The following is a 22,880-nucleotide window of genomic DNA, read 5'->3' as shown; positions in this document are numbered from 1 at the left end:
GGGCGAATGAAACTGATGGGAATGTGACACGGTGCTGGCGCGAATTCTGGTTACCATCGGCGGCCTGTTGGTTGTCGCGCTCTTTGCGGCGCTGATTGCACCGTTGTTCATCGACTGGACCGACTTCCGGAAGGACTTCGAGCGTGAGGCGAGCCGCATCATGGGCAAGCCGGTTGTCGTGCACGGCAGCGTCGACGCGCGGCTCATTCCATTCCCAACGGTGACGCTCAAAGACGTGCGCGTCGGGTCGGCGGACGGCGGCGTGCCGCTGATCCAGGTCGCGCAATTCTCGATGAGCGCGGAGCTCGCGCCGTTCCTCAGCGGCGAAGCGCTGATCTTCGACATGCGGCTTGAACAGCCTAGGGCGCGGATTCGGCTGCAGCCGGACGGCACGCTCGATTGGGCGCGCGGACCGCGGGCGGCGATACCGGCGAAGACGGTGATGCTCGAAAACGTCGAGATCGCCGATGGCGAAATCGAGTTCGTCGACGAACAGACTGGCCGCACGCGGCGGATCAGTGATCTTTCCGCCGACCTTTCGGCGCGCACGCTTGCCGGTCCTTGGAAAATCGAGGGTCGCGCAGTGCTCGACGGCGAAGCGGGCAGCTTCTCCTTTTCGAGCAACGAGGTGAACGAAGAGGGGGCACTCAGCCTTCGGGCGCGGCTCACGCCGGACAAGCGGCCCTTCGGCGTGGAGCTTGAGGGCGATCTCAAGGTGGTCGATTTCAGGCCGGTCTATGGCGGGCGCTTCACGCTCACGGAAAATCGGCCGGCGGAGGAAGCGAAGACCGGCGGTGGCCTGCGCATCAACGGCGAATTCCAGCTCACCAACGAGAGCATCCGCGTGCCGGAATATCACTTCGAAGTCGGCCCGCCGGACGATCCCTATATCGTCACCGGCGAGGCAACGCTCGACACCGGCAAGGACCAGAGGTTCCTGCTGATCGCCGACGGTCAGCAGATCGATGTCAGCCGCATCGGCAATTCCGGCCGGGACGGCAAGACTGGCCGCGACCCGGCGATATCGCTGCGCCAGCGGGTGGAAGCGATGATGGCGATCGCCGCCGACATTCCGATTCCCCAGGTGCCCGGCCGCGCGAGCTTGAAGCTTCCGGCAATCGTCATCGGCGACACCACCGTCCGCGACGTGCGCCTCGATGTGAAGCCCGACGGAGCCGGCTGGGTGGTCGACAACGCCGTGGCGCTGCTGCCTGGCCGAACGCAACTGGAAGCGAAGGGCCGGCTGAACCTCAAGGGCCAGCGCACTTTCCGCGGCGACATCGTCATTGCCTCGAACCAGCCCTCGGGATTGGCCAACTGGCTGGCGGGATCGGTCGATCCGGCTATCCGCAAGCTGAAAACGGCCGGCTTCGCTGCAACCGTCAATCTGACGGATACGCTGCAACAGTTCGAAAGCCTGGAAGTGGCGGCCGGCCCTGCGACGCTCAAGGGCAGGATCGAGCGCCAGTCCTTTGCAGATCAGCAGCCGAGCCTTTCGCTGCAGCTCAAGGGCAACCGCATCGATCTGGAGGCGCTCCAGGCGCTCGCCGGTCTCGTCGCCGGCGACGCCTCCACCGGGACGCTGCTGCAACACGCCATCGCCGCCGACCTCTCGGCCGACGCGTTTTCCGCCTTTGGCGAGGAGGCGCGCGACGTGCAGGCGGTGCTTACTATCAAGAATGGGCAATTGCAGGCGGAGCGGGTGGCGATCGGCGCGCTTTCCGGCGCCCAGCTCGCTTTCTCCGGCCGGATGAGCGGCGGGTTCGAAAAGCCGGTGGTCTCGGCGAAAATGAAGCTCGCCGCCAACGAGCTCACGCCCTTTCTCGAAATGATCGGGCGGCATGCGGTTGCCCATCCGGCGCTGGAGCGGCTCATCAAAGCCGGGCCTTATTACTCGGATGCCGCCTTCGACGTGACGTTGACGGCCGGAAGCAAGGACGGCAATGCGCCCGTCACATTCGGCGTCATCGGCACCGCCAACGGCAGCAAGATCGCAGCCAGCTACCAGGCGCCCGACATCGCCCAGGCGCTCGCCGGCAAGGGCATGCTGCTGGAAGCGACGCTTGAAAATGGGCAGACGCCGGTTCTCATCGGACAGGCCGGGCTCGACCCGCTGCCCTTCGATGCGGACGACAACGGCATCCTCGCCGTCAAGCTGCAAAGCACGGACGGATCGAAGGCGAATGGCGCGCTGACCTTCACGACCGAAGAGACGTCGCTTGCCGCCAAGGGTGAATTCGATCTCTCACGTGAGCACTATCTCGAAGGGCAAGGGAAGCTGACGCTGCAGACGGAGGATTTCGAACCGTACCTGCTGTTGCAGGGGATCGCCCTGCCGCAGATGGGCAGCGGATTGCCGGTGACGCTTACGGCCGACATCGCGGCCGATCCCGAGAGGATCGCCATCTCTGCTGCCGAGGGCAAGGTCGACCAGAACGGCTTTGCCGGCGAGCTCTCGATCGACCGCAAGGTGCCAGGCAAGGCGGAAGGCGAACTCGCGCTCGACACGCTCGACCTCGAGTGGCTCGGCGAGGGCGTCCTCGGGCAGGTCCGGGACGCTTCGATCGGCGGACTTTCGATGGCACCGGTCGCGCAGCCGGCCTGGACCGGTCTCGACGTCGCTCTAAACGTGAAGGCGAAGCGCTTCTGGCCGGGCGTCTACGGCGCCGTGACCGACTTTGCCGGGAAGCTCGAGTGGAAAGGCGACGAGCTTGCGCTTAGCGAGGCAACCGGAGACTGGCTCGGGGGCAAGCTCGAAGGGCGGCTGCAGCTTGGCAATGCCAATGGCTCGGGCTTCCTGCGCTCGCGTATCGACCTCAAGGGCGGCGATCTGGCGGCCGCCGGATGGGCGCGAGGGAGCGGACCGGCGGCGACGGGCAAATTCGACCTGGCGGTTGCCATGGAAGCATCGGGTGCGACGCCGGAGACGATGGCGCATTCGGTGAGTGGCTCAGGAACGGCGACATTCAACGGCGTGACGCTCAACGGCATCAACACTGCGGCGCTGCCGCAGCTCATGGCGGCAGCCGATGCGCTGAAGACGGAAATTTCGCCGGATGCGATCCGCAAAGCGGCGGAAAATGTGCTCTTCACCGGGCAATCGGTTGTCGGCGCCGTCAAAGTGCCTTTCAGCATCGCCGGCGGAACGGTCAGGGTACAGAACGTGGCGGCGGGCGACGGCAATGCCGCGTTTTCCGCCGAGGCTTCGTTCGATCTTCCGGCGGGGCGTATGAGCGGCACCATAGATCTGACCTTCCGGCCGGGCGAGGACGCGCTTGCCGGAGCCGAGCCGCGGGTGCAGTTCGGCTATGCCGGGCTTCTCGCCGCACCGGGCGTGACGGTCGACGTCACCGACCTGTCGAACTTCTTATCGCTCAGGGCTTTCGAGCGGGAGCGGCGCCGCGTCGAGACGCTGCAGGCGAATGTCCTGGAGAAGCAGCGTCTGCGCCGCGAGGTCGCACTCTACAAGGCGCGCGCTGTCGAGCGGGAGACCGAACGGCTGAGGGCGATCGCCGAGGAGCGTCGACGCCAGGCCGCCGCCGCCGAGGCGGCGCGCATGAAGGCGGAGGCAGAGGCGAGGGCAGCCGCAGAGCGGCGTGCGGCCGAGGAATTGCGCCTGCGGCTTCGGCAGCTTCCGCCTCGCCACGAGGGGCAACGGCAAATGCCTGCGAACCCACCGCAGCGCGGCGACGAACTGCCGCCGTCCGGTGGCAGTGCAACGGGCCAGAATTCCGGCCCGACGGGGCAGGGCCTGAATTTCGACATGCTGCCTGACATCACGGTGCAATGAACGCTCTGACCGACGGGTGAAGTGAGCGGTTGTTGCCCGCATCGGGCCCTCATCCGCCTGCCGGCTACCTTCCCAGTTTCGACGGGGCGAAGGAGACAAGCGGCAAGCGCCGATGGCAAAACGCCCTCTTCCCGCCTGTCGGAGAGGGCCGGGTGAAGGGCGGAAACACGGCTGATCCCGCTCCGAAACCACGATGATTACAGCCGATTCTAACAGGTTGAGACGGGGATGCGGGGCCGAAGGTCGCGCACGTTTTTCTCATCCTGCCCTATATGGAGTGCCGGCCGCCTTCCGCGTGCGCTTTGACCCAGGCGAGCACATAGACCCGCAGGGCAGAGGAAAGGTTTCCGTCCGTGCCGCGCCCGTCGTCGACCTCGGCGATCAGCCGGGCAAGCGGCATGTTGCGGCTTCTGGCGATCGACTTCAGCTCCTGCCAGAACGGCTCTTCAAGCGAAAAGCTGGTGCGGTGTCCGTGCAATGTCGCCGAATGCTTGACGATCATCCGTGTCCTCACAAATCGAATCAGGCGGCTGGCATTGCGAATCCGCAAACCGCTTCAAGTCCTTGCGGCGGAATCGTTTCCCGCTGCATGTTTTGTTAAACCGGAGGCGATTTAAGGACAAAAATATGCAGCAAATCAAAGTACTACAGCGATCTTTGTGCGTCTGAAACGACGCACGGCGCTGTAGTGCAGCGGATCAGGTCTTTTCCCCGTCCTGCGGGGCTTCGCCGGAAGCTTTGGCGGGCTGCGTCTCTAGCTGGCCTTGATCGAGGGTCTTCGCTGCCTTTTCGTTCAAGGCGCTGGTCAGGGATTTTTCCGCCTTGGTGCGGCCGAAGGAGATGCGGTTCTGTTCGGCTCGCCTTTCCTTGTCGGCGCGGGACTGCCGCTTGCGGAACTGGCGCAGATTGACGACGTCGCCGGTCATATCCGCGTCTCCCTGCCGCTCAATTTTTCTTGCGGAAGGAGTCGAGAGAGACGACGGAGCCGCCCCCGTTCTTCTGCTCGCCAGACTTCTCGTTGCTCTTCTCGGCAGGCTCGTCATCGGTTTCGCTGACCGGATAGGCGGTGATCTCCGCCGATTCCGCCTCTTCATCCTCGCTGGCGGCCACGTCGAACTCCAGCTCGAAGTTGACGGAAGGATCGTAGAAGCCGCGGACCGCGTTGAACGGGATTACCAGTTTCTCGGGGGTGTCGGAGAAGGACAGGCCGATCTCAAAGGCGATCTCGGAAACCTTCAGCTCCCAGAACTGGTGCTGGACGACGATCGTCATCTGTTCGGGGTATTTTGCCTTCAGGTGCTGCGAGATGCGAACGCCCGGCGCGCCGGTGAGGAAAGTGATGAAGAAATGGTGGTCGCCGGGCAGATGACCCGTTGCGGCGACCTCGGCCAAAACCTTGCGAATGACGCCGCGAAGCGCGTCCTGCGCCAAAATGTCGTAGCGTATGTGGTCCTGGCCCATAAAATCCCCGTCTATCTTCAAACTCACTCTACCGCACGATTCGCCGAACCGGAATCGATTTGTAAAATCATGCAGCAACTTAAGGCGCTGTAGCGACGTTTGCGCCGAGGTGAGGTGTGGCGCCGTCGATATGCTCCTTCATTGCCCGCCCATTTATGACGAGTCAATTATTGAGGCATCTATAGACCATTTCACGACAGGGGAGAAGGTGAAGGCTTCTGTTGCCAGGTGCCTTCGGACCCCGCCTTACGGTGCTACCCGGAAGGACTTGATTTGAAGTGTCGCACCGCCGTTAGGCAGCGAGACGTGCTTCAGCATAGTTGTCGTTTGCAACTACTAGTTTAGCCCGATAACGGTGGTACAATGCCGGGCAAAAAGTCGATCTTTACACCCTTGTCGATCCTATTTCGCCCCCATCAAAAGCCGGCCTGAAACCACTGCGGCCGGTTTTTGGTGGAGGCGCCGGGTACCGCCCCCGGGTCCAATGGGTTTATTGCATCGCCCGTTTATTGCCATAGCCGCCCGAAGACGGCAGGTGTCATATAGGTCTTTCCCGCACCCAAGAAAAGGGGCCCGGAAGAGGAAAATGACGGACCCGGCACCGCTTGCACGATCGCCCTCGAAACGCTTGACATACCCGAAAAGCGTGAAAAACTCCGCCTGCTGCACGCAACTCGCGAGGAGAGCGGCGGCCTGTGATCTAGTGGAGGCATCATGACTGATTATCTCGCAGACGTGCAGAAATACGACAGCGGCGCCGACGAAGCAGTTGTCAACAAGATCGTCCGCCATCTCGGCATTGCCCTTCGCAATAAGGATTCCGCCCTCGTCTCGGCCACGGACCCGAAGGAACTAGAGCGCGTCAGGGAAAAATGGTGCGAGAAGAAGCTCGGTATCGGAGGCGCGGAGGCGGACGTTGCAATTGCCGCCACGGCAAAGGCCATGGCGGAGGACCGCTCCAAGTCCCGCGTCACCTTTTATTATCTGGTGGCCAAGGAGCTCGGAAAGCTCCAGGCGATCTGATTCACCCTCAGGCTTGCGAGGCAGTGCCTTGGGTTCGCGGTAATCTCGCCCGAGGCCGTTGATCCCTGCCCCATTTTGGAAAAGGATAGGCGGAAGAAGCCCATCCTTTTCCGTTGACGCTTGTGATCTATTCGCTTGCGCCGACGCTGTCCGGCCACAGAGCACGAATCTCTTTCGGTAAGGTGTCGCGCACCTTTGCCGACTGGCCGAGGTCGATATGCCGCGCCAGAACCCGAAATACCGATTTTGCGGCCTCGGCAGGATTGACCGGGCGGCTGTCCTTCAATCCGTCCGCGATAATGGCGAGAAATTCGTCGACCGAACGGGTCGCCTTTTCCGGTCGATGGAAGGGGCGGAACTGGTCGTAATAGGCGCCGCGCACGAGGAGCGGAAGCTCTGCGCCGAGATGGGCGGCCACTTCGGGAGGAAGTCGATCGCGCAGTGCCCGCAGCACCACGCTCAGCATGTGCCAGGCCAGTTTCCGATCCGGCCCGTGTTGCTCCATGATTTCACCGAGCCAGATATTGGTGGTTTGCAGGGTCTTGTCGAAAACGTCGAGGCCTGTCGCGCTCATGGTCACACCCTCCCTGGCAGTTTCAAGTCGATACCGTCTTCACACGGCCTAACCGCAATCGGCGAAGATTGTTTCCGCGATAGCGGATAAACGTGCTCGCGGGCGCTGACATGCCGCTTGCGCGACCGGGCAAAACGCAAACTCCGCGAGGGATGTGCATCACCGCTGCGAGACGCCCGCCATCTCGGAACATTCACCGCCGAGATCGGTTAAACCAGAGGACATGCGCCGAGCCGCGACCCGAGCGGCAGGCGAGATCGGCAGAATAGGGAAGGGAAGTCCGATGACATCGTCCAAACATCCGAAGACACGGCGTCCGAGTGACAAGGACCTGAAACAGGATCCCGGAATCGGCCGTTCTAGGGGTATTCGCGGCCCGGGCGACTATGAACGCCTGAAGCGTGACAACACGATCGAGGGCGACGTGGACAACGACGCCACGGTGCAGGGCGGCGCGAATCCCAACCAACGAGGTCGAACGAACAAGTAGGAGAAACGACAATGGTCGGCAAGAAGACGCATGAACAGCAGCAGCGCGTGCTTCAACGCCGCGAGAATACGTCCAACGCAGGCAAGGACTTCGATGCGGAAGCTGATCTCCAGCGTTCCGATGCCTTGCGGAAGGCTTATCGCAAGGGACAGAAACTGGACGTCGAGCGTGGTGATGCGGAGAACTCGGACGAGCGTGGCGCCACGCAGGGCACAAATCAGGAAAGCAGGCACCATAAGGGCTCTGGTAGCTGAGTTGTTCAGGCTCAGGCATTTGCCGTCAGCCTATACTTGCTGCGGAGCACGCCTTTCCAGAAATAGCGAAGGAGATGACCATGGCTCACGCCAGTCGAACGAACATGGGCAAGCCCGACAAGGGTAAGGGCACCGGCAGCGGTGCGCGGACGCAAATGAAGGAAGGAGTGGTCGGAGAACACGACGTCCTTTCCAATCGCGACAAGGCTCAGCATTCGAAGGCGCGCGGTCTTGACGCAAAGTCGGTGAAAACCGAGCAATACCAGGATCATGCGGCCAACCGCCGGCCGTCGAAATGACCGGTTGCTACTCCGGTACGGGAACAGCGGTCGGAGTCATCATGCGCGTCACGGAACGCTCCTGGCCGGTCAAACGGCGGGTCGGCGCCACGGCGGGATGAAGCGCCTGTCATGATAGGAAGCGAGATACCCCGAATGGGCGGGAACTGCCAGGAATCGGGCTTTGAAATAGGCGAACGCCTGGCAACTCGGACCGGGCCTTGCCGGCACTATACGGATAAGCTTCCGGAAATTGCCGGGCCGCCCGGTCGACTCCAGGCGGTCGAGTTGCCTAAGTTTTGCGGAATCGATCTCATATAACTCGCCGCTGACGCGAAATCCGACGCCCGGCTCATAGAACATCATAGGGACGAACCAAGGTCCGGCAATCAGCATCGGATAGCTCCTGTCCGTCTGGTAGAGCCCGATGAATTTCGCCTGGGCCAGGCCTCGCCGATGCAGTGGAAAGCCTTCCTTCAATGTGCCGAACACAAAAACGCGGACAGAGGCAGCTTTCAAGCGACAGGCTCCGGTTTATGGGGACGTCAGTTTCCGTCAAATACGTAAGAGAGGCCAGCGGCTTCCTCTCAGCAATGTTTCAAGCCTTCCGCCGACAACGCTCCAGTCGCGTTTTGCTGACAGCCAAAGTGCGGGAAAACTTTCGTTCGCCATTGGTTCGCCGCGCGCTTCGTCCTATTTTCATGGGACAGGCGAATCGGCGGCGAAGGACCATGCGGCAATATCTCGAACTCCTCGACCATGTGATGACGACGGGGACCGACCGCGGCGACCGTACCGGCACCGGCACGCGCTCCGTCTTCGGCTATCAGATGCGCTTCGATCTGTCGGAAGGTTTTCCGGTGCTGACCACCAAGAAGCTGCATCTGCGCTCGATCATCTACGAGCTCCTATGGTTTCTAAAGGGCGATACGAATATCGCCTATCTGAAGGAGAACGGCGTCAGCATCTGGGATGAATGGGCGGACGAGACGGGCGAGCTCGGTCCCGTCTACGGTTATCAGTGGCGGTCATGGCCGGCCCCGGACGGCGGCCATGTCGACCAGATCGCGGCGCTTATCGAAGGCTTAAAAACCAATCCGAATTCCCGCCGTCACATCGTTTCGGCATGGAATCCCGCGCTTGTGGACGAGATGGCGCTGCCGCCCTGCCATTGCCTCTTTCAATTCTATGTGGCGGACGGAAAGCTCTCCTGCCAGCTTTATCAGCGATCCGCCGACATCTTTCTCGGCGTACCCTTCAACATCGCATCCTATGCGCTGCTGACGATGATGGTGGCGCAGGTCACGGAGCTGAAGCCGGGCGATTTCGTCCATACTCTCGGCGACGCACATATCTACCACAACCATTTCGAACAGGCGGGGCTGCAACTGAAGAGGACGCCGAAAGCCCTGCCGAAGATGGAGATCAATCCGGCGGTGAAGGATATATTCTCCTTTAAGTTCGAGGACTTTAGGCTCGTCGGCTACGAAGCTGATTCACATATCAAGGCGCCGGTGGCCGTTTAGCACTGCTACTGCATGTTTCCTTAAGTCGGAACCGATTTAAGGATGAAAACATGCAGCAATTCAAAGTTTTACAGCGATCTTTGTGCGTCTGAAAAGACGCACGGCGCTGTAGGGAGCGGGTGCGGGTCTGAAAGAGGCTCGATATCCGGCGTCCGGGTGGAATTATCGCGTACGGCCGATATGTTCTGCACATAACGAACTGGAGCATCACGGCTTCGACAGCCGGCGGTACGCTTCGGGAAAGCCGGCCTGCGCCGGCGAAGACGGGGAGGTTTCCAATGCTAACGCTGATCCATGCGCCGTTGTCGCGCTCGTCGCGGATCATTTGGCTGCTCGAGGAACTCGGCGCCGAATACGAGATCCGCTATGTCAATATCCGCCGCTGGGATGGGTCGGGCGGACCGGACGAAAACAACCCGCATCCGCACAAGCAAGTGCCGGCGCTCCTGCACGATGGAGCTCTGGTCTGGGAGTCGGCAGCGGTCGTGCAATATCTGACCGATCTCTATCCCGACTGCAGCCTTGGCCGGCCGCCGGGTCATCCCGAGCGCGGCGCCTATCTCTCGTGGCTCGCCTATTATGCCGGTGTCATCGAGCCGACGGCGCTTGCGCATATTTCCGGTGTGACGGTCAACAACCCGGCACTGGCGAGGCTCTACACCGAGATGTGCGCGCATGTGATCGACGTCCTCACCCGACAGACCTATCTGCTCGGCGAGAGGATGAGTGCTGCCGACCTGCTGCTCGCAAGCGCATTGCAATGGATGCGCAAGATCCTGCCGGAAAGCGAGGTCATCGACCGCTATATCCGCGTCGTCACCGACCGCGCCGCGCTCGTCCGGGCGCGCGAAATTGACAGCAAGCCGAGTGGTTTCCATGACTGAAGCGAAGGCTGAAGCAAAAGCCGAACCTAAGATCGTCATCGTCGTCGCGGTCGCGAAGAACGGCGTGATCGGACGCGGAGGCGACCTGCCATGGCGGCTTTCGACCGATCTCAAGCGGTTCAAAGCGCTGACGATCGGCAAACCGGTCGTCATGGGCCGGAAGACCTGGGCCTCGATCGGGAGGCCGCTGCCCGGCCGGCCGAATGTCGTCATCAGCCGCACCCCCGGTTTCGAGGCGCAAGGAGCCGAGGTCGCGCCGTCGCTGCAGGGAGCGCTGGAAATGGCGCGGGAACATGCGGCGGCGATCGGCGCCGACGAGATCTGCATCATCGGCGGCGGCGAGATCTACCGCCAGTCGATCGACCTTGCCGACGTGCTGCATGTGACCGAGGTGCAGGCGGAGGTGGACGGCGATACACGCTTTCCGCAAATCGACCCGGCCGTCTTCGAGAAGGTTTTCGAGGAGGATCTGCCGCGCGGCGAGAAGGACAGCCACGCGATGCATTTCATCACCTGGCGGCGACGCCGAACACCCGCCGAGCGCGAGACATGAGCGCATTCCCCACCTCCCGGCTGCGCTTGGCTGGTCCGATGGCGTGTCTCGCAACTATTTTAACCCATTTACGGTGAACTCGGTCGTATCGCGTTGAAAGCAATGCATGTGATACCTATAACGGGTTCACATCGTGACCGGCCGCATGCCTGCGGGGCGTTCAGCGAGAGAATTTTCTTTGAAGAGAGGTTTTGATGCCCTGGAGCAATCAGAATGGCGGCGGCGGTGGCCCGTGGGGCGGCGGCGGCAATCAGGGGCCATGGGGCCAAGGGCCCAACCGGCCGCGCGGCGGCAGGGGCGGCCCGCCGGATCTCGAGGAGATCATAAGGCGCGGTCAGGACCAGTTGAAAAATGTGGTTCCGGGCGGCTTCAACGGCGGCGTCTTAGCCATCATCGGTCTCCTGATCGTCGGTTTCCTGCTGCTCAATTCGATCTACACCGTTCAACCGGATGAACGCGGCGTCGAAATGCGCTTCGGCAAGCCGAAGGAGGAAATCTCCATGCCCGGCCTGCACTATCACTTCTGGCCGCTCGAAACCGTCGAGATCGTCAAGGTGACGGAGCAGCAGCAGAATATCGGCGGCCGCACGGGCCAGTCGAATGCCGGATTGATGCTCAGCGGCGACCAGAACATCGTCAACGTGCAGTTCTCCGTGCTCTTCTCGGTTACCGATCCGAAGGCCTATCTCTTCAACGTCGAGAACCCCTCCGACACGCTGCAGCGTGTAGCCGAAAGCGCCATGCGCGAGGTCGTCGGCCGCCGTCCGGCGCAGGACATCTTCCGCGACAATCGCCAGGCGATCGCCGCCGACGTCAAGAACACGATTCAGGCGACGATGGATGCCTATGGCTCCGGCGTTTCGGTGAACACGGTGGCGATCGAGGACGCAGCGCCGCCGCGCGAAGTCGCCGATGCCTTCGACGAGGTGCAACGCGCCGAGCAGGACGAGGACCGCTTCGTCGAGGAAGCCAACCAATATGCCAACCAGGTGCTCGGCAAGGCGCGTGGCCAGGGTGCGCAGATCCGCGAAGAGGCCGCTGCCTACAAGGACCGCGTTGTCAAGGAAGCGGAGGGCGAGGCGCAGCGCTTCATCTCCGTCTATGACGCATATTCAAAGGCTCCGGATGTGACGCGCAAGCGGCTTTATCTCGAGACGATGCAGGGTGTTCTCGGCAAATCGAAGAAGGTCATTCTCGACGAGAAGAACGGCCAGGGCGTATTGCCCTATCTGCCGCTCACTGAAATCGGCAGGCCGTCGTCGCAGTCGGGAGGCGCACAATGATCAACAATCGCAGCTCTATCATCCTGATCGTCATCGCCGCAGTGCTGGTGATCGTTTATTCATCGGTCTTCGTCGTCAACGAGCGTCAGCAGGCGATCGTCGTGCGCTTCGGCGAGATCCGCGACGTGAAGACGCAGCCGGGGCTCTATTTCAAACTGCCCTTCGCCTTCATGGACGCCGACCGCGTCCAATATGTCGAAGACCAGGCCCTTCGCTTCGATCTCGACAACATTCGCGTGCAGGTTTCCGGCGGCAAGTTCTACGAGGTCGATGCCTTCGTGGTCTACAAGATCGCCGATCCCCGCCGCTTCCGCGAAACGGTTTCCGGCGACCGGGAATCGGCCGAAGCGCGGCTCAGAACCCGTCTCGACGCTTCGCTGCGGCGTGTCTACGGCCTGAGAGGCTTCGAGGCGGCGCTCTCGGACGAGCGCGCATCGATGATGCGCGAGGTCCGAGCGGACCTCAAGACCGACGCGGAATCGCTCGGCCTCAACATCGAGGACGTGCGCATTCGCCGGACGGACCTCACCCAGGAAGTTTCGCAACAGACCTACGACCGCATGAAGGCCGAGCGTCTGGCGGAAGCAGAACTGATCCGCGCACGCGGCAATGAAGAGGGTCAGCGCCGCCGCGCGATCGCCGACCGCCAGGTGGTCGAGATCGTCGCCGAAGCGCAACGTGATTCGGAAATCCTTCGCGGTGAGGGCGAAGCCCAGCGGACGGGCATCTTCGCCGATGCCTTCACGCGCGATCCCGGATTTTTCGAGTTCTACCGCTCGATGTCGGCCTATACGCAGGCGATCGGCAGTGCGGACACAACCGTGGTCTTGTCGCCGCATTCGGAATTCTTCCGTTATTTCAACAGTGCGAATGGGGCGGAGCAACCGGCACAAACTCCGGCTCCGGCGCCTGCACCGACAGCGCCTGCTACCGGAGATTGAGCGGACGATGTCCGATTTTCTGACCGGGTTCGCTTTTTTCCTGATCATCGAGGGGCTGGTGTACGCACTGGCCCCTTTGGTTTTGGTAGAATTGGCGAAGCGTTTGCCGTATGTCCCGGAGCGTCAGCTCCGACTGGCCGGACTCACATCGGTGGCCGTTGGCGTCGGGCTTGTTTGGTTGCTTCGAGGATAATGCGAAATGCCACATAAACTGCTGATCCGGCTGGTCGATGCCGAATATGCCATTACCCGCCTGAATGTCGGATCCGCTATTCCGGAGTGGCTGCCGGGGCCGGGGTTCTGGACAGTATCCAGTTCGCGGGAGGAAATGACGCTCGTCTGTCGTGCCGCCCGCGTTCCGTCGAGTGTGCAGAGTTCGCTCGGCTGGCGTTGCTTCCGTATCGAACAGCATTTCAGCTTCGACGTACCGGGCGTCCTGTCGTCGGTGCTCCGGCCGCTTTCGGCGGCGGGTGTAGGCGTTTTCGCCAATTCTACCTTCAGCACCGATTATGTTTTCGTCGCCGGATCCGACCTCGAGAAGGCCGTGCAGGCGCTGAAGGAGCATGGGCACGAGATCACCGCCTGAACGCCATCCGCTCTCCGGGTGCGCGATTGGCTCGGATCCCTCAGCCTGATCCGAGCCAAGGAATTGTGCAGTAGAGCCGATCAGAAAATCGTGTTTGGACGCTCCGGAATTCCGCCGTATCTTGAAGGGAAGATCGATCGCTGTGCGGGCTCCGCGCGCACGGTGAGAGTGGCGGAAATCCGCCGCAGCGAATGGAACAGATCACGCCCACGATCCCGGATTGCCACAGTCCGGATCGGCGTGATGCAGAGGAATGATAGGAGCCTAGCGACTTGTCGAAACGACCCGAATTCTTCCGCGGCCTGATGCTGACGGCCGCGACGGCACTGATACTTTCCAATACCGCGCTTGCCGAGACGGCAACATCTCAGCCGGCTGCCGGCCCGCCATCTGTCGCCGATCTCGCCGAGGGGCTTCTCGACGCCGTCGTCAACATTTCCATTTCGCAGAACGTCAAGGGCGGCGACGACAACGCGCCGATGCCCCAGGTGCCGGAGGGATCGCCGCACCAGGAGTTCTTCGACGAATTCTTCAACGGGCAGGGCGAGGGCGGCCGTCCGCGCACGGTCAATTCGCTCGGTTCCGGCTTCATCATCGATCCGACTGGCTTCATCGTCACCAACAACCACGTCATCCAGGATGCCGACGACATCGAGGTCAATCTTTCCGATGGCACCAAACTGAAGGCGAAGCTGGTCGGCACCGACACCAAGACCGATCTTGCGCTGCTGAAAGTCGAACCGAAGAAACCACTCAAGGCCGTTTCCTTCGGCGACTCGCGCAGGATCAGGATCGGCGATTGGGTGATGGTGGTCGGCAACCCGTTCGGCCTCGGCGTCTCGGTTTCCGTCGGCGTCGTCTCGGCGCGCGGCCGCAACATCAACGCCGGGCCCTACGACAGTTTCATCCAGACCGATGCTGCCATTAACCGCGGCAATTCGGGCGGGCCACTCTTCAACATGCAGGGCGAAGTAATCGGCATCAATACAGCGATCCTCTCGCAGACCGGCATGTCGGTCGGGATCGGCTTCGCCGTGCCGACGGAGCTCGCGATGAATGTCGTCAATCAGCTCAAGGAATTCGGCGAGACGCGGCGCGGCTGGCTCGGCGTACGCATCCAGCCGGTCACCGACGATATCGCCGAAAGCCTGAAGATGGAGGCTCCGCACGGCGCGCTCGTTTCCGGCATTATCGAGGGCGGTCCGATCGCCCGCGGCGAGATCAAGGCGGGCGATATCATCACTCGGTTCGACGGAACGGATATCGTCGAGATGCGCGATCTCATGCTCGCGGTCGGCGAGAGCCCGGTGGGCAAAGCGGTCGATGTGATCATCATTCGCGACGGCAAGGAGCAGACCGTTCGCGTCACGCTCGGCCGGCTCGAGGATGGCGAACAGCTCGCAACTGTGCAGCCCGGGCAGCAACCGAACGGCGACGCGACCAAGCCGACCGAGCCGCCGGCGGCCAAGCTTCCTGCCAGCGACATGGTGCTCGGCATGAAGCTCGCCGTGCTCGACACCGAGCGCCGCAAGAGCTTCGGCATCGCGGATGACGTCAAAGGGGTTGTCGTGACCGAGGTTCAGCCGAATTCGGCCGCAGCCGAACGCCGCGTGGCGCCCGGCGACGTGATCGTCGAGGTTGGACAGGAAGCGATGGACTCGCCGGACGATGTCACGGCGCGCGTCGAGGCACTCAAGGGCGACGGCCGCCGCAACGCGCTTCTGATGATCGCCAACAAGACCGGCGAACTGCGCTTCGTCACCGTGCGGATGGAATAGCAAGGCGCACGCCAGAGCCGACTTGTGGGGAACGGCGGCGAGTCATTCAAAGACCGTAGAGTCACTTCGCGGCGCCGACGCGCCGTGTCCGCGGCGTGAGAAATCTTGCTTCGCCCTCTGACGCTTCCACTCGTCAGCAGTCATTGCATAGAGCACGTGGCGTTTCAGGTGCGGGTGGGCGTCGGGCACGCGCGGGTGGTCGAAGTCGCGGGCGGGGTCCGGCCGCATGCCGATGCGCTTCATCACCGCTGTGGAGCGGGTGTTTGCCGGGACGGCGAAAGAGATGATTTCGCAAAGCTTCCGTTCCGTGAAGCCGTAATCGAGAAGCGTCAGCGCCGCCTCTGTCACGTAACCCTTGCCCCAGTAGGGCACGGCGAGACGCCAGCCGATCTCGACGGTGCCATCGGGCAGATGCGGTTCGAGATCGGTGTGGGCGAGGCCACAGAAGCCGATCGGTGCGTCGGTGTCTTTGAGAGCAAGGGCAAAGAAACCAAGGCCGGTTTCGCTGATGCCGCGGCCGATGCGATCAAGCAGTGCATCGGCCTCGGCGCGGCTGCGGCGAAACGGAAAGAACTCCATCACCTCCGGATCGCTGTTGATCTCGGCAAAGAGATCGCGGTCGCCGTGCTTCCAGCCGCGGATGCGCAGCCTGCCGGTTTCGCGAATGATCATGTGACGAAATCCGTCTTGCGATAACCCTGGAGGTACAGGACGGCGGTCAGGTCGCCATGATCAATCCGGATCTTTGCCTGCTCGGCGACGACAGGCTTGGCGTGCAGCGCCACGCCACTGCCGGCAAGCTGCAGCATGCCGAGATCGTTGGCGCCGTCGCCGACCGCGATCGTGTCGGCCGTCGAGATGCCAAGCCGTTCGGAGATGTCGATAAGCGCATCGACCTTGGCCTGCTTGCCGAGGATCGGCCTCACGACTTCGCCGGTCAGCATTCCGCCCTCTTCGATCAGTATGTTGGCGCGGTTCTCGTGAAAGCCGAGCCTTGCGGCGATCGGATTGGTGAACACCGTGAAGCCGCCGGAAACGAGCGCCGTGTAGTGGCCCTTCGCCTTCATCGTAGCGATCAGTACGAGGCCGCCGGGCGTCAAAGTGATGCGCTTGGCGATCACTTCGTCGATAACCGCCGCGGGCAGGCCCTTCAACAGCGCGACGCGTTCGACCAATGCCGGCTCGAAGGCGATCTCGCCATTCATTGCGCGCGCGGTGATCGCCGCGACCTTCTCCTTGAGGCCCACTTCCGCGGCGAGCTCGTCGATACATTCCTGGCCGATCATGGTCGAGTCCATGTCGGCGATCAGGAACTTCTTGCGACGGCTCTCGGCGTCCTGCACGGCGACATCGATGGCGGCGCCGTCCACTTCGGCGCGCAGCCGCGCCTCGGCGGCGCCCGGATCGGTGCCTTCCGTGAGCGCGATGTCGCAGGCAATCCCATCCGCCAGCCAGTAGAGCCCGGACGCCTTCACGGCCGCCGCTGCCGCCTCCGCCAATGCTGGCGTCAGGACAGGATTTGACGGATTGGCGATAAGCGTGGCAACGAAAGCCATGATGCGAAACCTTGAAAAAGATATGGACGCGATCCTGATAACCGGGCCGACCGCGAGCGGCAAGTCCGCACTCGCGGTGAAGTTGGCGCGGAAGCACGGCGGCGTGGTGATCAATGCCGACAGCATGCAGGTTTACGACACGCTGAAGGTCCTGACCGCCCGGCCGGATGAAGCGGAGATGGGCGGCATCGAGCACCTGCTCTTCGGCCATGTGCCGGCGGGAGCACCCTATTCCACCGGGGCATGGCTGCGAGAGGCGGAGGCCGTCGTGACGAGATTGCGCGAAGAGGGGCGTTTGCCGGTCTTCGTCGGCGGCACCGGCCTTTATTTCAAGGCGCTGACGGGAGGCCTTTCGAACATGCCGGAGATTCCGTCAGCTATCCGCGATCGCCTGCGCGCACGGCTGAAGGAGGAGGGCCCCGAACCGCTCCATGCGGAGCTTGCCTTGCGCGATCCAGAGACCGCCGCAGAGTTGCGGCCCGGCGACGGGCAGCGGATCGTCCGGGCGCTCGAGGTGATCGAGGCGACCGGCAAGCCTATTGGTTTTTATCGGGAGAGCCGCGGTCCAGTAGTTGTGGATCCGGAGCGCGCGCAGAAAATCGTCGTCCAGCCGGAGCGCGCTCTGCTGCACCGCCGCATCGAACGGCGTTTCGAGACGATGCTCGCAAGCGGCGCGGTCGAGGAGGTGCGGGCGCTCCTGGCGCTCAATCTCTCGCCCGACATGCCGGTAATGAAGGCGATTGGTGTCCAGCAGATCGCGGCGATGCTGAAGGGTGAGATGAGCGAGGCGGAGATGATCGCCGCCGGTGCGGCGGCGACCCGGCAATATGCCAAGCGCCAGATGACCTGGTTCCGTAACCAACTCGACGAAAGCTGGCAACGCGTGGAGAACCCGGATGCGGTCGCTTAGGCGGGACCGCGAAAACGCAACATGATGGCCACTACGCTGCGCTCCCGCCGCTCTCCTACTGCATGTTTCCTTAAATCGGAGCCGATTTAAGGAAAAAAACATGCAGCAATTCAAAGTCCTACAGCGACCTTTGTGCGTCTGAAAAGACGCACGGCGCTGTCCGCGCAGACGGTTCGCTGCCCCACAGCAGCCGAACAGGCGCGCGCCACTGACGCAATACTTCACTCGAACGGCGAGGGCGGGAGTCGGTTGTTCTGCGTACTCAACCGATGCCGTGCTCTTTCAGCACCGCCTCTTCATCGCCGCTCACCCAGCCGAAGATCTTCGGCTCGCCGTCGCGGACCTGAAGGAGATAATGGACCTCGAAGTCGATGGTGAGATCGGGCCTGTCCTGCAGATCATAGAGCGAGCGCCAGTTGACCCGAACGAGGAAATGCAGCGCGTCGATCGGCGTGATCGCGATCTTGCGGATTCTCAGTTCCTTCGTGCCGATCTCACGATAGCGGGCATAACCCTTCGCCATGGAGACTTTCAGGCTGTCGTCGTTCTTTCCCGCCATGACGCCGGCGGGCGAAGCGGCGATGAACTCCGAGGCGAAGGCAAAGGTCGTCTCGCCGACGTCCATTTCGTTGGCAAGCACCCGATTGGCCATGCTTTCGTATCGCTCGAAGAAGCGCCGCAGAGTTTCTTCCATGATCCTCTTCCCGAATTACACCCCCGATCAAAACGTCTGTCGCCGATGCCGGTTCCGCGACGTCAACTGATCGGCATCTGCGGCCCTTTACGCCAGGTTCAGCTGCCAAGAGATGCCGTACCGGTCGCTGACCCAGGCGAACTCGCGGCTGAAACCATAATTGCCGCGTGGCATAAGTTCTTTTCCGCCTTCCGCAAGCGCCGAAGCGAGGCGTTCAAGCTCTTCCTCACTGTCGCACTCGACGAAGAGAGAGAAGGAGGGCGTGAAGCCGAAGTCATGCTTCACCGGACTGTCGATGCACATGATGGTCTCGCCGGCAATCGAGAGAAGCGCCTGCCGGACGGAGCCCTCGGCGCCTGCTTCTCCTCGGCCGTAGCGGTCGATGCTGATGATCTCGGCCTTCGGAAAGAGCGAGAGATAGATATTCATGGCCGCTTCGGCCTCGCCGGTAAACATGAGGAAAGGTTTGACGCTCTTCACCATGATCTCTCTCCTGCAGCACCACGCGTCTCTTCAGGCGCATAACGGCGGCTGCATGGTTATCGCTGAATCCGAGCCGATTTAAGGAACCGCAGAGCATCGTCACGCGAGCGTATCCGGGATGGTGTATTCGAAGAAGAGGTCGGTCTCGACCCGATTGAATTTCTGCCACTCGGTGTCGCTGACATCCTCGGGCTTTTCAATGTGGTCGATGTCGCTGCGGAAAACGCGGCCACGGGCCTTCTGTTTCAGCCTGGCCTCGATGGAAGCTCGCGGGTGCTCCCACTCCTTCTTTTCGTTCGCCCAGCGCGTATTCGCTGGGATGACGGCGACGAAATCATTCCTAAAGGCGTCCTTCGCCAGCCAGGATATGTTGGCGTAGTCGGCATCGACGCTGCCGTCGAGCGTCGCATTGTGGCTGCCGTGATGGCCGGCCTTGTAGAATATGGTGCGGCCGAGAAGCTCGCGAGCCGTGACAAGCCTGCCGGCAACGGTCCATTTCAGCGGCGACCAGGAAATCCAGCTTCCCCGCTGCGCGTCGCCGGTGAAGAGCAGGACCTTGCCGGTCTCGGTCAGCTCTATCGCAACGACGAGGCTGGTGTTGTTGACTTCGTTGTTCAATCTGAGCGCCAAGGACTCTGAACCGGCAAGCCAGTCCGTGTCGATCTGTCGCCAGGTCTCCGCAGCGCCGCGCTTGCCCTTGGGCCCGTAATGCTCGGCAAAGAACGTCTTCAAAAACCGGTCGCGGCCCTTCTCGATCTCCTTTCTGGGGATGCCGAAGCGCGGATCGAAGCTGCGACCGGAATTTTCCGGATCGTCCGTGGTCGCCGCAAGCAGGCTGCGCGTCGGGTCATCGGCCGATAGGCCGAACGCCTCCTCGCCACGCGGTTCGAGCGAAAGCAGCAGTTCGGCGTCCCGGGGCGGCCCGAGGGCATAGACACGGACACCTTCGACGCCCTTCAGCGGATAGGGTTCGTGCTCAGGCCGCAGGAAGACGGGATCGCCATCGATCCTGTCGCGCAAATACTTGATCGCCCGTTTGTTGGTGATCCCCTCGATCGCGAGCACAGCCTGCTCGCGTGCCGACAGCGCCGGATGGCGCCGCCTGATCTCTTTTAGGCGCTCGCGCAGCCCGTCGGCGGCGTCCTCCCCGGTTTCGAACGAGAGAAGATCACGCAGCATGGCGCGCTTCGGCGAGTCGATGGCGAGCCCGGCGCGCTCCAGCCGCTCGTCTGCGCCCATCAGGGCAAGAAGCGTGTCGTGGAAGTGCTCGCGAAGGCCGTTGGCGAATTCGTCCTCCTCATCCTCGGTCCAGGAGAGCCAGAGCTCGCCGATCTCGATCGCGTCGAAGCACGGCCTGCGCGTTGCGGGATCCTTTTCCGCAAAGCCGTTGACGTGGTCCATATGCTCGTGCGTCACGAGTACGATGTCCAGTCGGTTGCCGGTGGCCTCGGCGATGTCCGCGATGATCTTGTCCATCGTCTGGCCCGGCTTGATCTCGGAATTGGTCCAGAGACCGCAATCAATCAGCGTGTAAAACGCGCTGCCGTCCGTCTTGCGCATCGCCAGCAGAAAGCAATCGCCGTGGCCCTGGCGGTACATGCGCACCGTTATGCCGGACTCGGGTGCCTGCATTCTGGGCATTGCCGTCTCCTCAGCTCACGTTCGAGCTAGCTCCCATGCCGGTGGAGATGAGCGAACACTTCCGGTCGGACGGGCCTGGCACCGCTTGCCGTAAAGGCATTTTGGCGGGTCTTTGCCTGTCGCGTCAGAAATGCGCGCATGCGCTCCAGTTCGGCATCATCGCAAATATCGCCCGCCGTCCGAATCACGCGCCTGATCTCGAAGGTATCGGCATCGATCAGCAGCGTGCAGCCGCGGCGAAAATAGAAATCATGAGGGCCGCCGGGCGGGTTTCCCTTGTCCGCCGCCTCCTGCTTTTTCGGGTCCAGATAGCCGTCGCGGGTCTGCGTCAGCTCGACAACATATTCGCGCTCCATCTGATCGCGGTTGCCGCGGCGGGCGGCCATCCGCACGCTATGGACCTCGATGGCCGGACCCGTCACGATCCTGCTGCGCCGGACCGTCGCCGGTGCATCGGCATCCGTGCGAATGCGGATGATGTCCCGAAGGGGAGCATTCTTGGGTTCGGTGATGAGCCCCCAGAACAGCCGGCCGTAGAGGTCGCGTGCCAGCCACTCCACCTTGCGGTCTGCCTCCAGCCCGAGTTCGAGAAGGTTGCGCGCGAGAATTTCGCGGAGGGAGGGTTTCGATCGATTGGCCTTCTCCGGCAGACGGTTGCCCATGGCCTTGTTCATTTCCTCGAAGATTTCCCGCGCCGTCCGGTCCAGACCGTCCAGAAACTTCTGTCCCTCACGATCGTGGAAATCGCCGCGCGTCTTCAACTCGTCGATCATCTCCAGCGGGCGGGAGAGCAGATAGCCGAGATCGCTTTTGAGGCCGGCGAGGTCGGGAGCGCCGGCCTTGTAGTCGGCAGCGGCGTCGCGCATCGTCGGCCAGAGCAACGTCTCGACGGAGACGATCGGCATTTCGCGCGGAACGATGCCCCAGGCGAGAAAGGCCTCCATCAAGGCGACCCGATAATGGTGCTCATCCTCCGGATAGAGATCGTGGTCGGCCGTGATGATGGCGCGCAGATAGTCTCCGAAGGTGACGTCGACCGGCGGGCAATAATCGAGCGCACGAATGCACATCTGCAGGATATGCCGGGCCGATTTCGACGCCTCCTGGGCCAGCCGGTTCACAAGATCGGGATGGAGTTCCCCTTCGGGTAGAATGCCAGTGCCGCTCGATGCGATCCGCAGAAGATCGGCAATGCGCGAGCGGTAGATCGACAGAAACGCCCGGAAGACGGCGGCGACCAGAATGGCACCGCGAGCATGCACCTCTTGCGTTTCGCGCAGCACCTTCGGATCCGGTTCATGGGCGCGCCAGATGCCGTCCTTCTCGCCGCCGAGCGCATCGCGCAGTGCCGCTCCGCGCCCGAGCACCTTACCGAATTCCTGGGCGAGCTGGCCGAGCAGATTCTGGCTCTCGAGATCGCCGCGCGTGCGGGCGATCTGGTCCTTCAGCACGTCCGCGAAGGAGAAATGCTGAAAGATCGCGACGATATCGGCGAAGGCCTCATGTAGTGCGAGCACGTCCGGATTGGTCGCCTCGCTGAAGCGGGGATGCATGCCGTCAAGCAGGGCGTGCGAGGTCTCGTGGGCGATGATGTCATGCGAGAGGCAGGTGAAAATGACGGTGCCGGCCGGCGCTCCCGACTGGCCTTCGCCGGCCTCGAAATAGCCGAAGAGCAGCGCCTTCTTTTCGGGGCTGTAATAGGCATTGGCATCGCGCAGCGCATGCGGGTAGATGCGCAGGCGCTGCACATATTGCGGGTTGATCCACCGGCCGTCCTCGTCGTGGTCGCGCGGCGCCCAGAGCGCGACACGGCCGAGCGCGCTCTCGAAGTTGACGATCGTGTTCATCGCCACGGCATAGGTCATCTGCTGGTGGAACTGCGGGTTCCACGCGGCCGGCCTCAAACCGTTGTCGGCGAGCAGGCGTGGATCGTGGAGATTGATCGGCGCGTAGACGAGATCGAGTGACGGATCGTAATCGATCACCTCGACATATTCTCCGACCGGGCCGACAAAAGGCACGCCGGGTTCGAGCTTGTCCATTTCCCAGGGGATGGCAACGATCACCTCGTTGAGCGGCAGCGTCTGATGGCGCCGTCCCATGCTCGGATCGAAGGCAAAAATTCTGAGCTTGCGTGGAGGCATGGTCGACAAGACGGACATATGTTCCTCCCGA

General features: G+C 62.2%; 25 protein-coding genes and 1 other RNA gene. 14 read left to right on the top strand and 12 right to left on the bottom strand.

From position 1 onward, the window contains the following. Positions 1-31 precede the first annotated feature (31 nt). Positions 32-3,790, top strand: a complete 3,759-nt coding sequence (locus PYH37_RS23000) for an AsmA family protein (protein WP_280733730.1) — start codon at positions 32-34, stop codon at positions 3,788-3,790. A gap of 268 nt (positions 3,791-4,058) precedes the next feature. Here the strand turns inward: PYH37_RS23000 and PYH37_RS22995 are convergent, their stop codons facing one another. From PYH37_RS22995 to ssrA, 4 genes are all read right to left on the bottom strand, one after another. Then, positions 4,059-4,292 carry a ribbon-helix-helix domain-containing protein gene (locus PYH37_RS22995; RefSeq protein WP_280733729.1) on the bottom strand — a complete coding sequence of 78 codons (234 nt, stop codon included), beginning with the start codon at positions 4,290-4,292 and terminating at the stop codon, positions 4,059-4,061. 196 nt (positions 4,293-4,488) lie between these two features. Beyond that, positions 4,489-4,716: a DUF4169 family protein gene (locus PYH37_RS22990; RefSeq protein WP_280733728.1), complete on the bottom strand. Its 228-nt coding sequence runs from the start codon at positions 4,714-4,716 to the stop codon at positions 4,489-4,491. Between the two features lie 19 nt (positions 4,717-4,735). After that, positions 4,736-5,251: an SspB family protein gene (locus PYH37_RS22985; protein ID WP_280733727.1), complete on the bottom strand. Its 516-nt coding sequence runs from the start codon at positions 5,249-5,251 to the stop codon at positions 4,736-4,738. A gap of 207 nt (positions 5,252-5,458) precedes the next feature. Next, positions 5,459-5,823: a transfer-messenger RNA gene (gene ssrA / locus PYH37_RS22980) on the bottom strand. 142 nt (positions 5,824-5,965) lie between these two features. On the opposite strand from ssrA, the gene PYH37_RS22975 reads away from it, so the two are divergent. Next, on the top strand, positions 5,966-6,274 hold the full coding sequence (locus PYH37_RS22975) for a DUF2853 family protein (RefSeq protein ID WP_280733726.1): 309 nt from the start codon (positions 5,966-5,968) through the stop codon (positions 6,272-6,274). A 127-nt stretch (positions 6,275-6,401) separates the two neighbouring features. On the opposite strand, the gene PYH37_RS22970 is transcribed toward PYH37_RS22975, so the two are convergent. Beyond that, positions 6,402-6,848: a DUF2267 domain-containing protein gene (locus PYH37_RS22970; protein WP_280733725.1), complete on the bottom strand. Its 447-nt coding sequence runs from the start codon at positions 6,846-6,848 to the stop codon at positions 6,402-6,404. A 283-nt stretch (positions 6,849-7,131) separates the two neighbouring features. Between PYH37_RS22970 and PYH37_RS22965 the strand changes: the two genes are divergently transcribed. The 3 genes from PYH37_RS22965 to PYH37_RS22955 all read left to right on the top strand — a co-directional run bounded on the left by PYH37_RS22965 (position 7,132) and on the right by PYH37_RS22955 (position 7,891). Further along, on the top strand, positions 7,132-7,338 hold the full coding sequence (locus tag PYH37_RS22965) for a hypothetical protein (RefSeq protein WP_280733724.1): 207 nt from the start codon (positions 7,132-7,134) through the stop codon (positions 7,336-7,338). An 11-nt stretch (positions 7,339-7,349) separates the two neighbouring features. Then, positions 7,350-7,592, top strand: a complete 243-nt coding sequence (locus PYH37_RS22960) for a hypothetical protein (RefSeq protein WP_280733722.1) — start codon at positions 7,350-7,352, stop codon at positions 7,590-7,592. Between the two features lie 80 nt (positions 7,593-7,672). After that, entirely contained in the window at positions 7,673-7,891 is a 219-nt protein-coding gene (locus PYH37_RS22955; RefSeq protein WP_280733721.1) for a hypothetical protein, read from the top strand. A gap of 69 nt (positions 7,892-7,960) precedes the next feature. Here PYH37_RS22955 and PYH37_RS22950 read toward each other — a convergent pair whose 3' ends face one another. Then, entirely contained in the window at positions 7,961-8,389 is a 429-nt protein-coding gene (locus PYH37_RS22950; protein ID WP_280733720.1) for a gamma-glutamylcyclotransferase family protein, read from the bottom strand. A gap of 212 nt (positions 8,390-8,601) precedes the next feature. Between PYH37_RS22950 and PYH37_RS22945 the strand changes: the two genes are divergently transcribed. From PYH37_RS22945 to PYH37_RS22910, 8 genes are all read left to right on the top strand, one after another. Further along, on the top strand, positions 8,602-9,396 hold the full coding sequence (locus tag PYH37_RS22945) for a thymidylate synthase (RefSeq protein ID WP_280733719.1): 795 nt from the start codon (positions 8,602-8,604) through the stop codon (positions 9,394-9,396). 278 nt (positions 9,397-9,674) lie between these two features. Next, complete coding sequence (locus PYH37_RS22940; protein ID WP_280733718.1) at positions 9,675-10,280, top strand: glutathione S-transferase family protein; 606 nt, start codon at positions 9,675-9,677, stop codon at positions 10,278-10,280. Next, positions 10,273-10,833, top strand: coding sequence for a dihydrofolate reductase (locus tag PYH37_RS22935; RefSeq protein WP_280733717.1), 561 nt, complete (start codon positions 10,273-10,275; stop codon positions 10,831-10,833). The genes PYH37_RS22940 and PYH37_RS22935 overlap by 8 nt, the downstream gene beginning before the upstream one ends. 194 nt (positions 10,834-11,027) lie before the next feature. After that, entirely contained in the window at positions 11,028-12,116 is a 1,089-nt protein-coding gene (hflK, locus tag PYH37_RS22930; RefSeq protein ID WP_280733716.1) for an FtsH protease activity modulator HflK, read from the top strand. Next, on the top strand, positions 12,113-13,057 hold the full coding sequence (hflC, locus tag PYH37_RS22925; RefSeq protein ID WP_280733715.1) for a protease modulator HflC: 945 nt from the start codon (positions 12,113-12,115) through the stop codon (positions 13,055-13,057). Before hflK ends, hflC begins: the two co-directional genes overlap by 4 nt. Positions 13,058-13,064: 7 nt before the next feature. Beyond that, a complete protein-coding gene (locus PYH37_RS22920; RefSeq protein WP_280733714.1) occupies positions 13,065-13,250 on the top strand; it encodes a DUF2065 domain-containing protein in 186 nt (61 codons plus the stop codon). Positions 13,251-13,256: 6 nt separating this feature from the next. Beyond that, positions 13,257-13,643: an ACT domain-containing protein gene (locus PYH37_RS22915; protein ID WP_280733713.1), complete on the top strand. Its 387-nt coding sequence runs from the start codon at positions 13,257-13,259 to the stop codon at positions 13,641-13,643. A 272-nt stretch (positions 13,644-13,915) separates the two neighbouring features. Beyond that, on the top strand, positions 13,916-15,421 hold the full coding sequence (locus PYH37_RS22910; protein ID WP_280733711.1) for a Do family serine endopeptidase: 1,506 nt from the start codon (positions 13,916-13,918) through the stop codon (positions 15,419-15,421). Between the two features lie 42 nt (positions 15,422-15,463). Here the strand turns inward: PYH37_RS22910 and PYH37_RS22905 are convergent, their stop codons facing one another. Further along, positions 15,464-16,093 (bottom strand): GNAT family N-acetyltransferase, encoded by a 630-nt coding sequence (locus PYH37_RS22905; protein ID WP_280733710.1) that lies wholly within the window; start codon positions 16,091-16,093, stop codon positions 15,464-15,466. Beyond that, positions 16,090-16,977 carry a phosphoserine phosphatase SerB gene (gene serB, locus PYH37_RS22900; RefSeq protein WP_280733709.1) on the bottom strand — a complete coding sequence of 296 codons (888 nt, stop codon included), beginning with the start codon at positions 16,975-16,977 and terminating at the stop codon, positions 16,090-16,092. The genes PYH37_RS22905 and serB overlap by 4 nt, the downstream gene beginning before the upstream one ends. Here serB and miaA point away from each other — a divergent pair. Further along, complete coding sequence (miaA, locus tag PYH37_RS22895) at positions 16,976-17,887, top strand: tRNA (adenosine(37)-N6)-dimethylallyltransferase MiaA (protein WP_280736142.1); 912 nt, start codon at positions 16,976-16,978, stop codon at positions 17,885-17,887. The genes serB and miaA overlap by 2 nt on opposite strands. A gap of 262 nt (positions 17,888-18,149) precedes the next feature. Here miaA and PYH37_RS22890 read toward each other — a convergent pair whose 3' ends face one another. The 4 genes from PYH37_RS22890 to PYH37_RS22875 form a co-directional block, all read right to left on the bottom strand. Beyond that, a complete protein-coding gene (locus tag PYH37_RS22890; protein ID WP_280733708.1) occupies positions 18,150-18,581 on the bottom strand; it encodes a nuclear transport factor 2 family protein in 432 nt (143 codons plus the stop codon). Positions 18,582-18,668: 87 nt separating this feature from the next. Further along, positions 18,669-19,064, bottom strand: a complete 396-nt coding sequence (locus tag PYH37_RS22885; protein ID WP_280733707.1) for a VOC family protein — start codon at positions 19,062-19,064, stop codon at positions 18,669-18,671. 99 nt (positions 19,065-19,163) lie between these two features. Further along, complete coding sequence (locus PYH37_RS22880) at positions 19,164-20,705, bottom strand: MBL fold metallo-hydrolase (RefSeq protein ID WP_280733706.1); 1,542 nt, start codon at positions 20,703-20,705, stop codon at positions 19,164-19,166. A gap of 26 nt (positions 20,706-20,731) precedes the next feature. Next, complete coding sequence (locus tag PYH37_RS22875; RefSeq protein WP_280733705.1) at positions 20,732-22,867, bottom strand: gluzincin family metallopeptidase; 2,136 nt, start codon at positions 22,865-22,867, stop codon at positions 20,732-20,734. Positions 22,868-22,880: the final 13 nt, after the last annotated feature.

Source organism: Sinorhizobium numidicum, from assembly GCF_029892045.1.
Classification (GTDB): Bacteria; Pseudomonadota; Alphaproteobacteria; order Rhizobiales; family Rhizobiaceae; genus Sinorhizobium; species Sinorhizobium numidicum.
Note: the sequence above shows the minus strand (reverse complement) of the source record. Positions and strands in the feature narration are given on the sequence as shown.

Coding starts and splice junctions, on each gene's coding strand:
- PYH37_RS22940 (WP_280733718.1), top strand. CDS start 9,675: ATGCTAACGCTGATCCATGCGCCGTTGTCGCGCTCGTCGCGGATCATT.
- PYH37_RS22960 (WP_280733722.1), top strand. CDS start 7,350: ATGGTCGGCAAGAAGACGCATGAACAGCAGCAGCGCGTGCTTCAACGC.
- PYH37_RS22970 (WP_280733725.1), bottom strand. CDS start 6,848: ATGAGCGCGACAGGCCTCGACGTTTTCGACAAGACCCTGCAAACCACC.
- PYH37_RS22975 (WP_280733726.1), top strand. CDS start 5,966: ATGACTGATTATCTCGCAGACGTGCAGAAATACGACAGCGGCGCCGAC.
- hflC (WP_280733715.1), top strand. CDS start 12,113: ATGATCAACAATCGCAGCTCTATCATCCTGATCGTCATCGCCGCAGTG.
- PYH37_RS22905 (WP_280733710.1), bottom strand. CDS start 16,093: ATGATCATTCGCGAAACCGGCAGGCTGCGCATCCGCGGCTGGAAGCAC.
- PYH37_RS22920 (WP_280733714.1), top strand. CDS start 13,065: ATGTCCGATTTTCTGACCGGGTTCGCTTTTTTCCTGATCATCGAGGGG.
- PYH37_RS22935 (WP_280733717.1), top strand. CDS start 10,273: ATGACTGAAGCGAAGGCTGAAGCAAAAGCCGAACCTAAGATCGTCATC.
- miaA (WP_280736142.1), top strand. CDS start 16,976: ATGATGCGAAACCTTGAAAAAGATATGGACGCGATCCTGATAACCGGG.
- PYH37_RS22890 (WP_280733708.1), bottom strand. CDS start 18,581: ATGGAAGAAACTCTGCGGCGCTTCTTCGAGCGATACGAAAGCATGGCC.
- PYH37_RS22945 (WP_280733719.1), top strand. CDS start 8,602: ATGCGGCAATATCTCGAACTCCTCGACCATGTGATGACGACGGGGACC.
- PYH37_RS22915 (WP_280733713.1), top strand. CDS start 13,257: ATGCCACATAAACTGCTGATCCGGCTGGTCGATGCCGAATATGCCATT.
- PYH37_RS22955 (WP_280733721.1), top strand. CDS start 7,673: ATGGCTCACGCCAGTCGAACGAACATGGGCAAGCCCGACAAGGGTAAG.
- hflK (WP_280733716.1), top strand. CDS start 11,028: ATGCCCTGGAGCAATCAGAATGGCGGCGGCGGTGGCCCGTGGGGCGGC.
- PYH37_RS22880 (WP_280733706.1), bottom strand. CDS start 20,705: ATGCCCAGAATGCAGGCACCCGAGTCCGGCATAACGGTGCGCATGTAC.
- PYH37_RS22995 (WP_280733729.1), bottom strand. CDS start 4,292: ATGATCGTCAAGCATTCGGCGACATTGCACGGACACCGCACCAGCTTT.
- PYH37_RS22965 (WP_280733724.1), top strand. CDS start 7,132: ATGACATCGTCCAAACATCCGAAGACACGGCGTCCGAGTGACAAGGAC.
- PYH37_RS22985 (WP_280733727.1), bottom strand. CDS start 5,251: ATGGGCCAGGACCACATACGCTACGACATTTTGGCGCAGGACGCGCTT.
- PYH37_RS22885 (WP_280733707.1), bottom strand. CDS start 19,064: ATGGTGAAGAGCGTCAAACCTTTCCTCATGTTTACCGGCGAGGCCGAA.
- PYH37_RS22875 (WP_280733705.1), bottom strand. CDS start 22,867: ATGTCCGTCTTGTCGACCATGCCTCCACGCAAGCTCAGAATTTTTGCC.
- serB (WP_280733709.1), bottom strand. CDS start 16,977: ATGGCTTTCGTTGCCACGCTTATCGCCAATCCGTCAAATCCTGTCCTG.
- PYH37_RS22990 (WP_280733728.1), bottom strand. CDS start 4,716: ATGACCGGCGACGTCGTCAATCTGCGCCAGTTCCGCAAGCGGCAGTCC.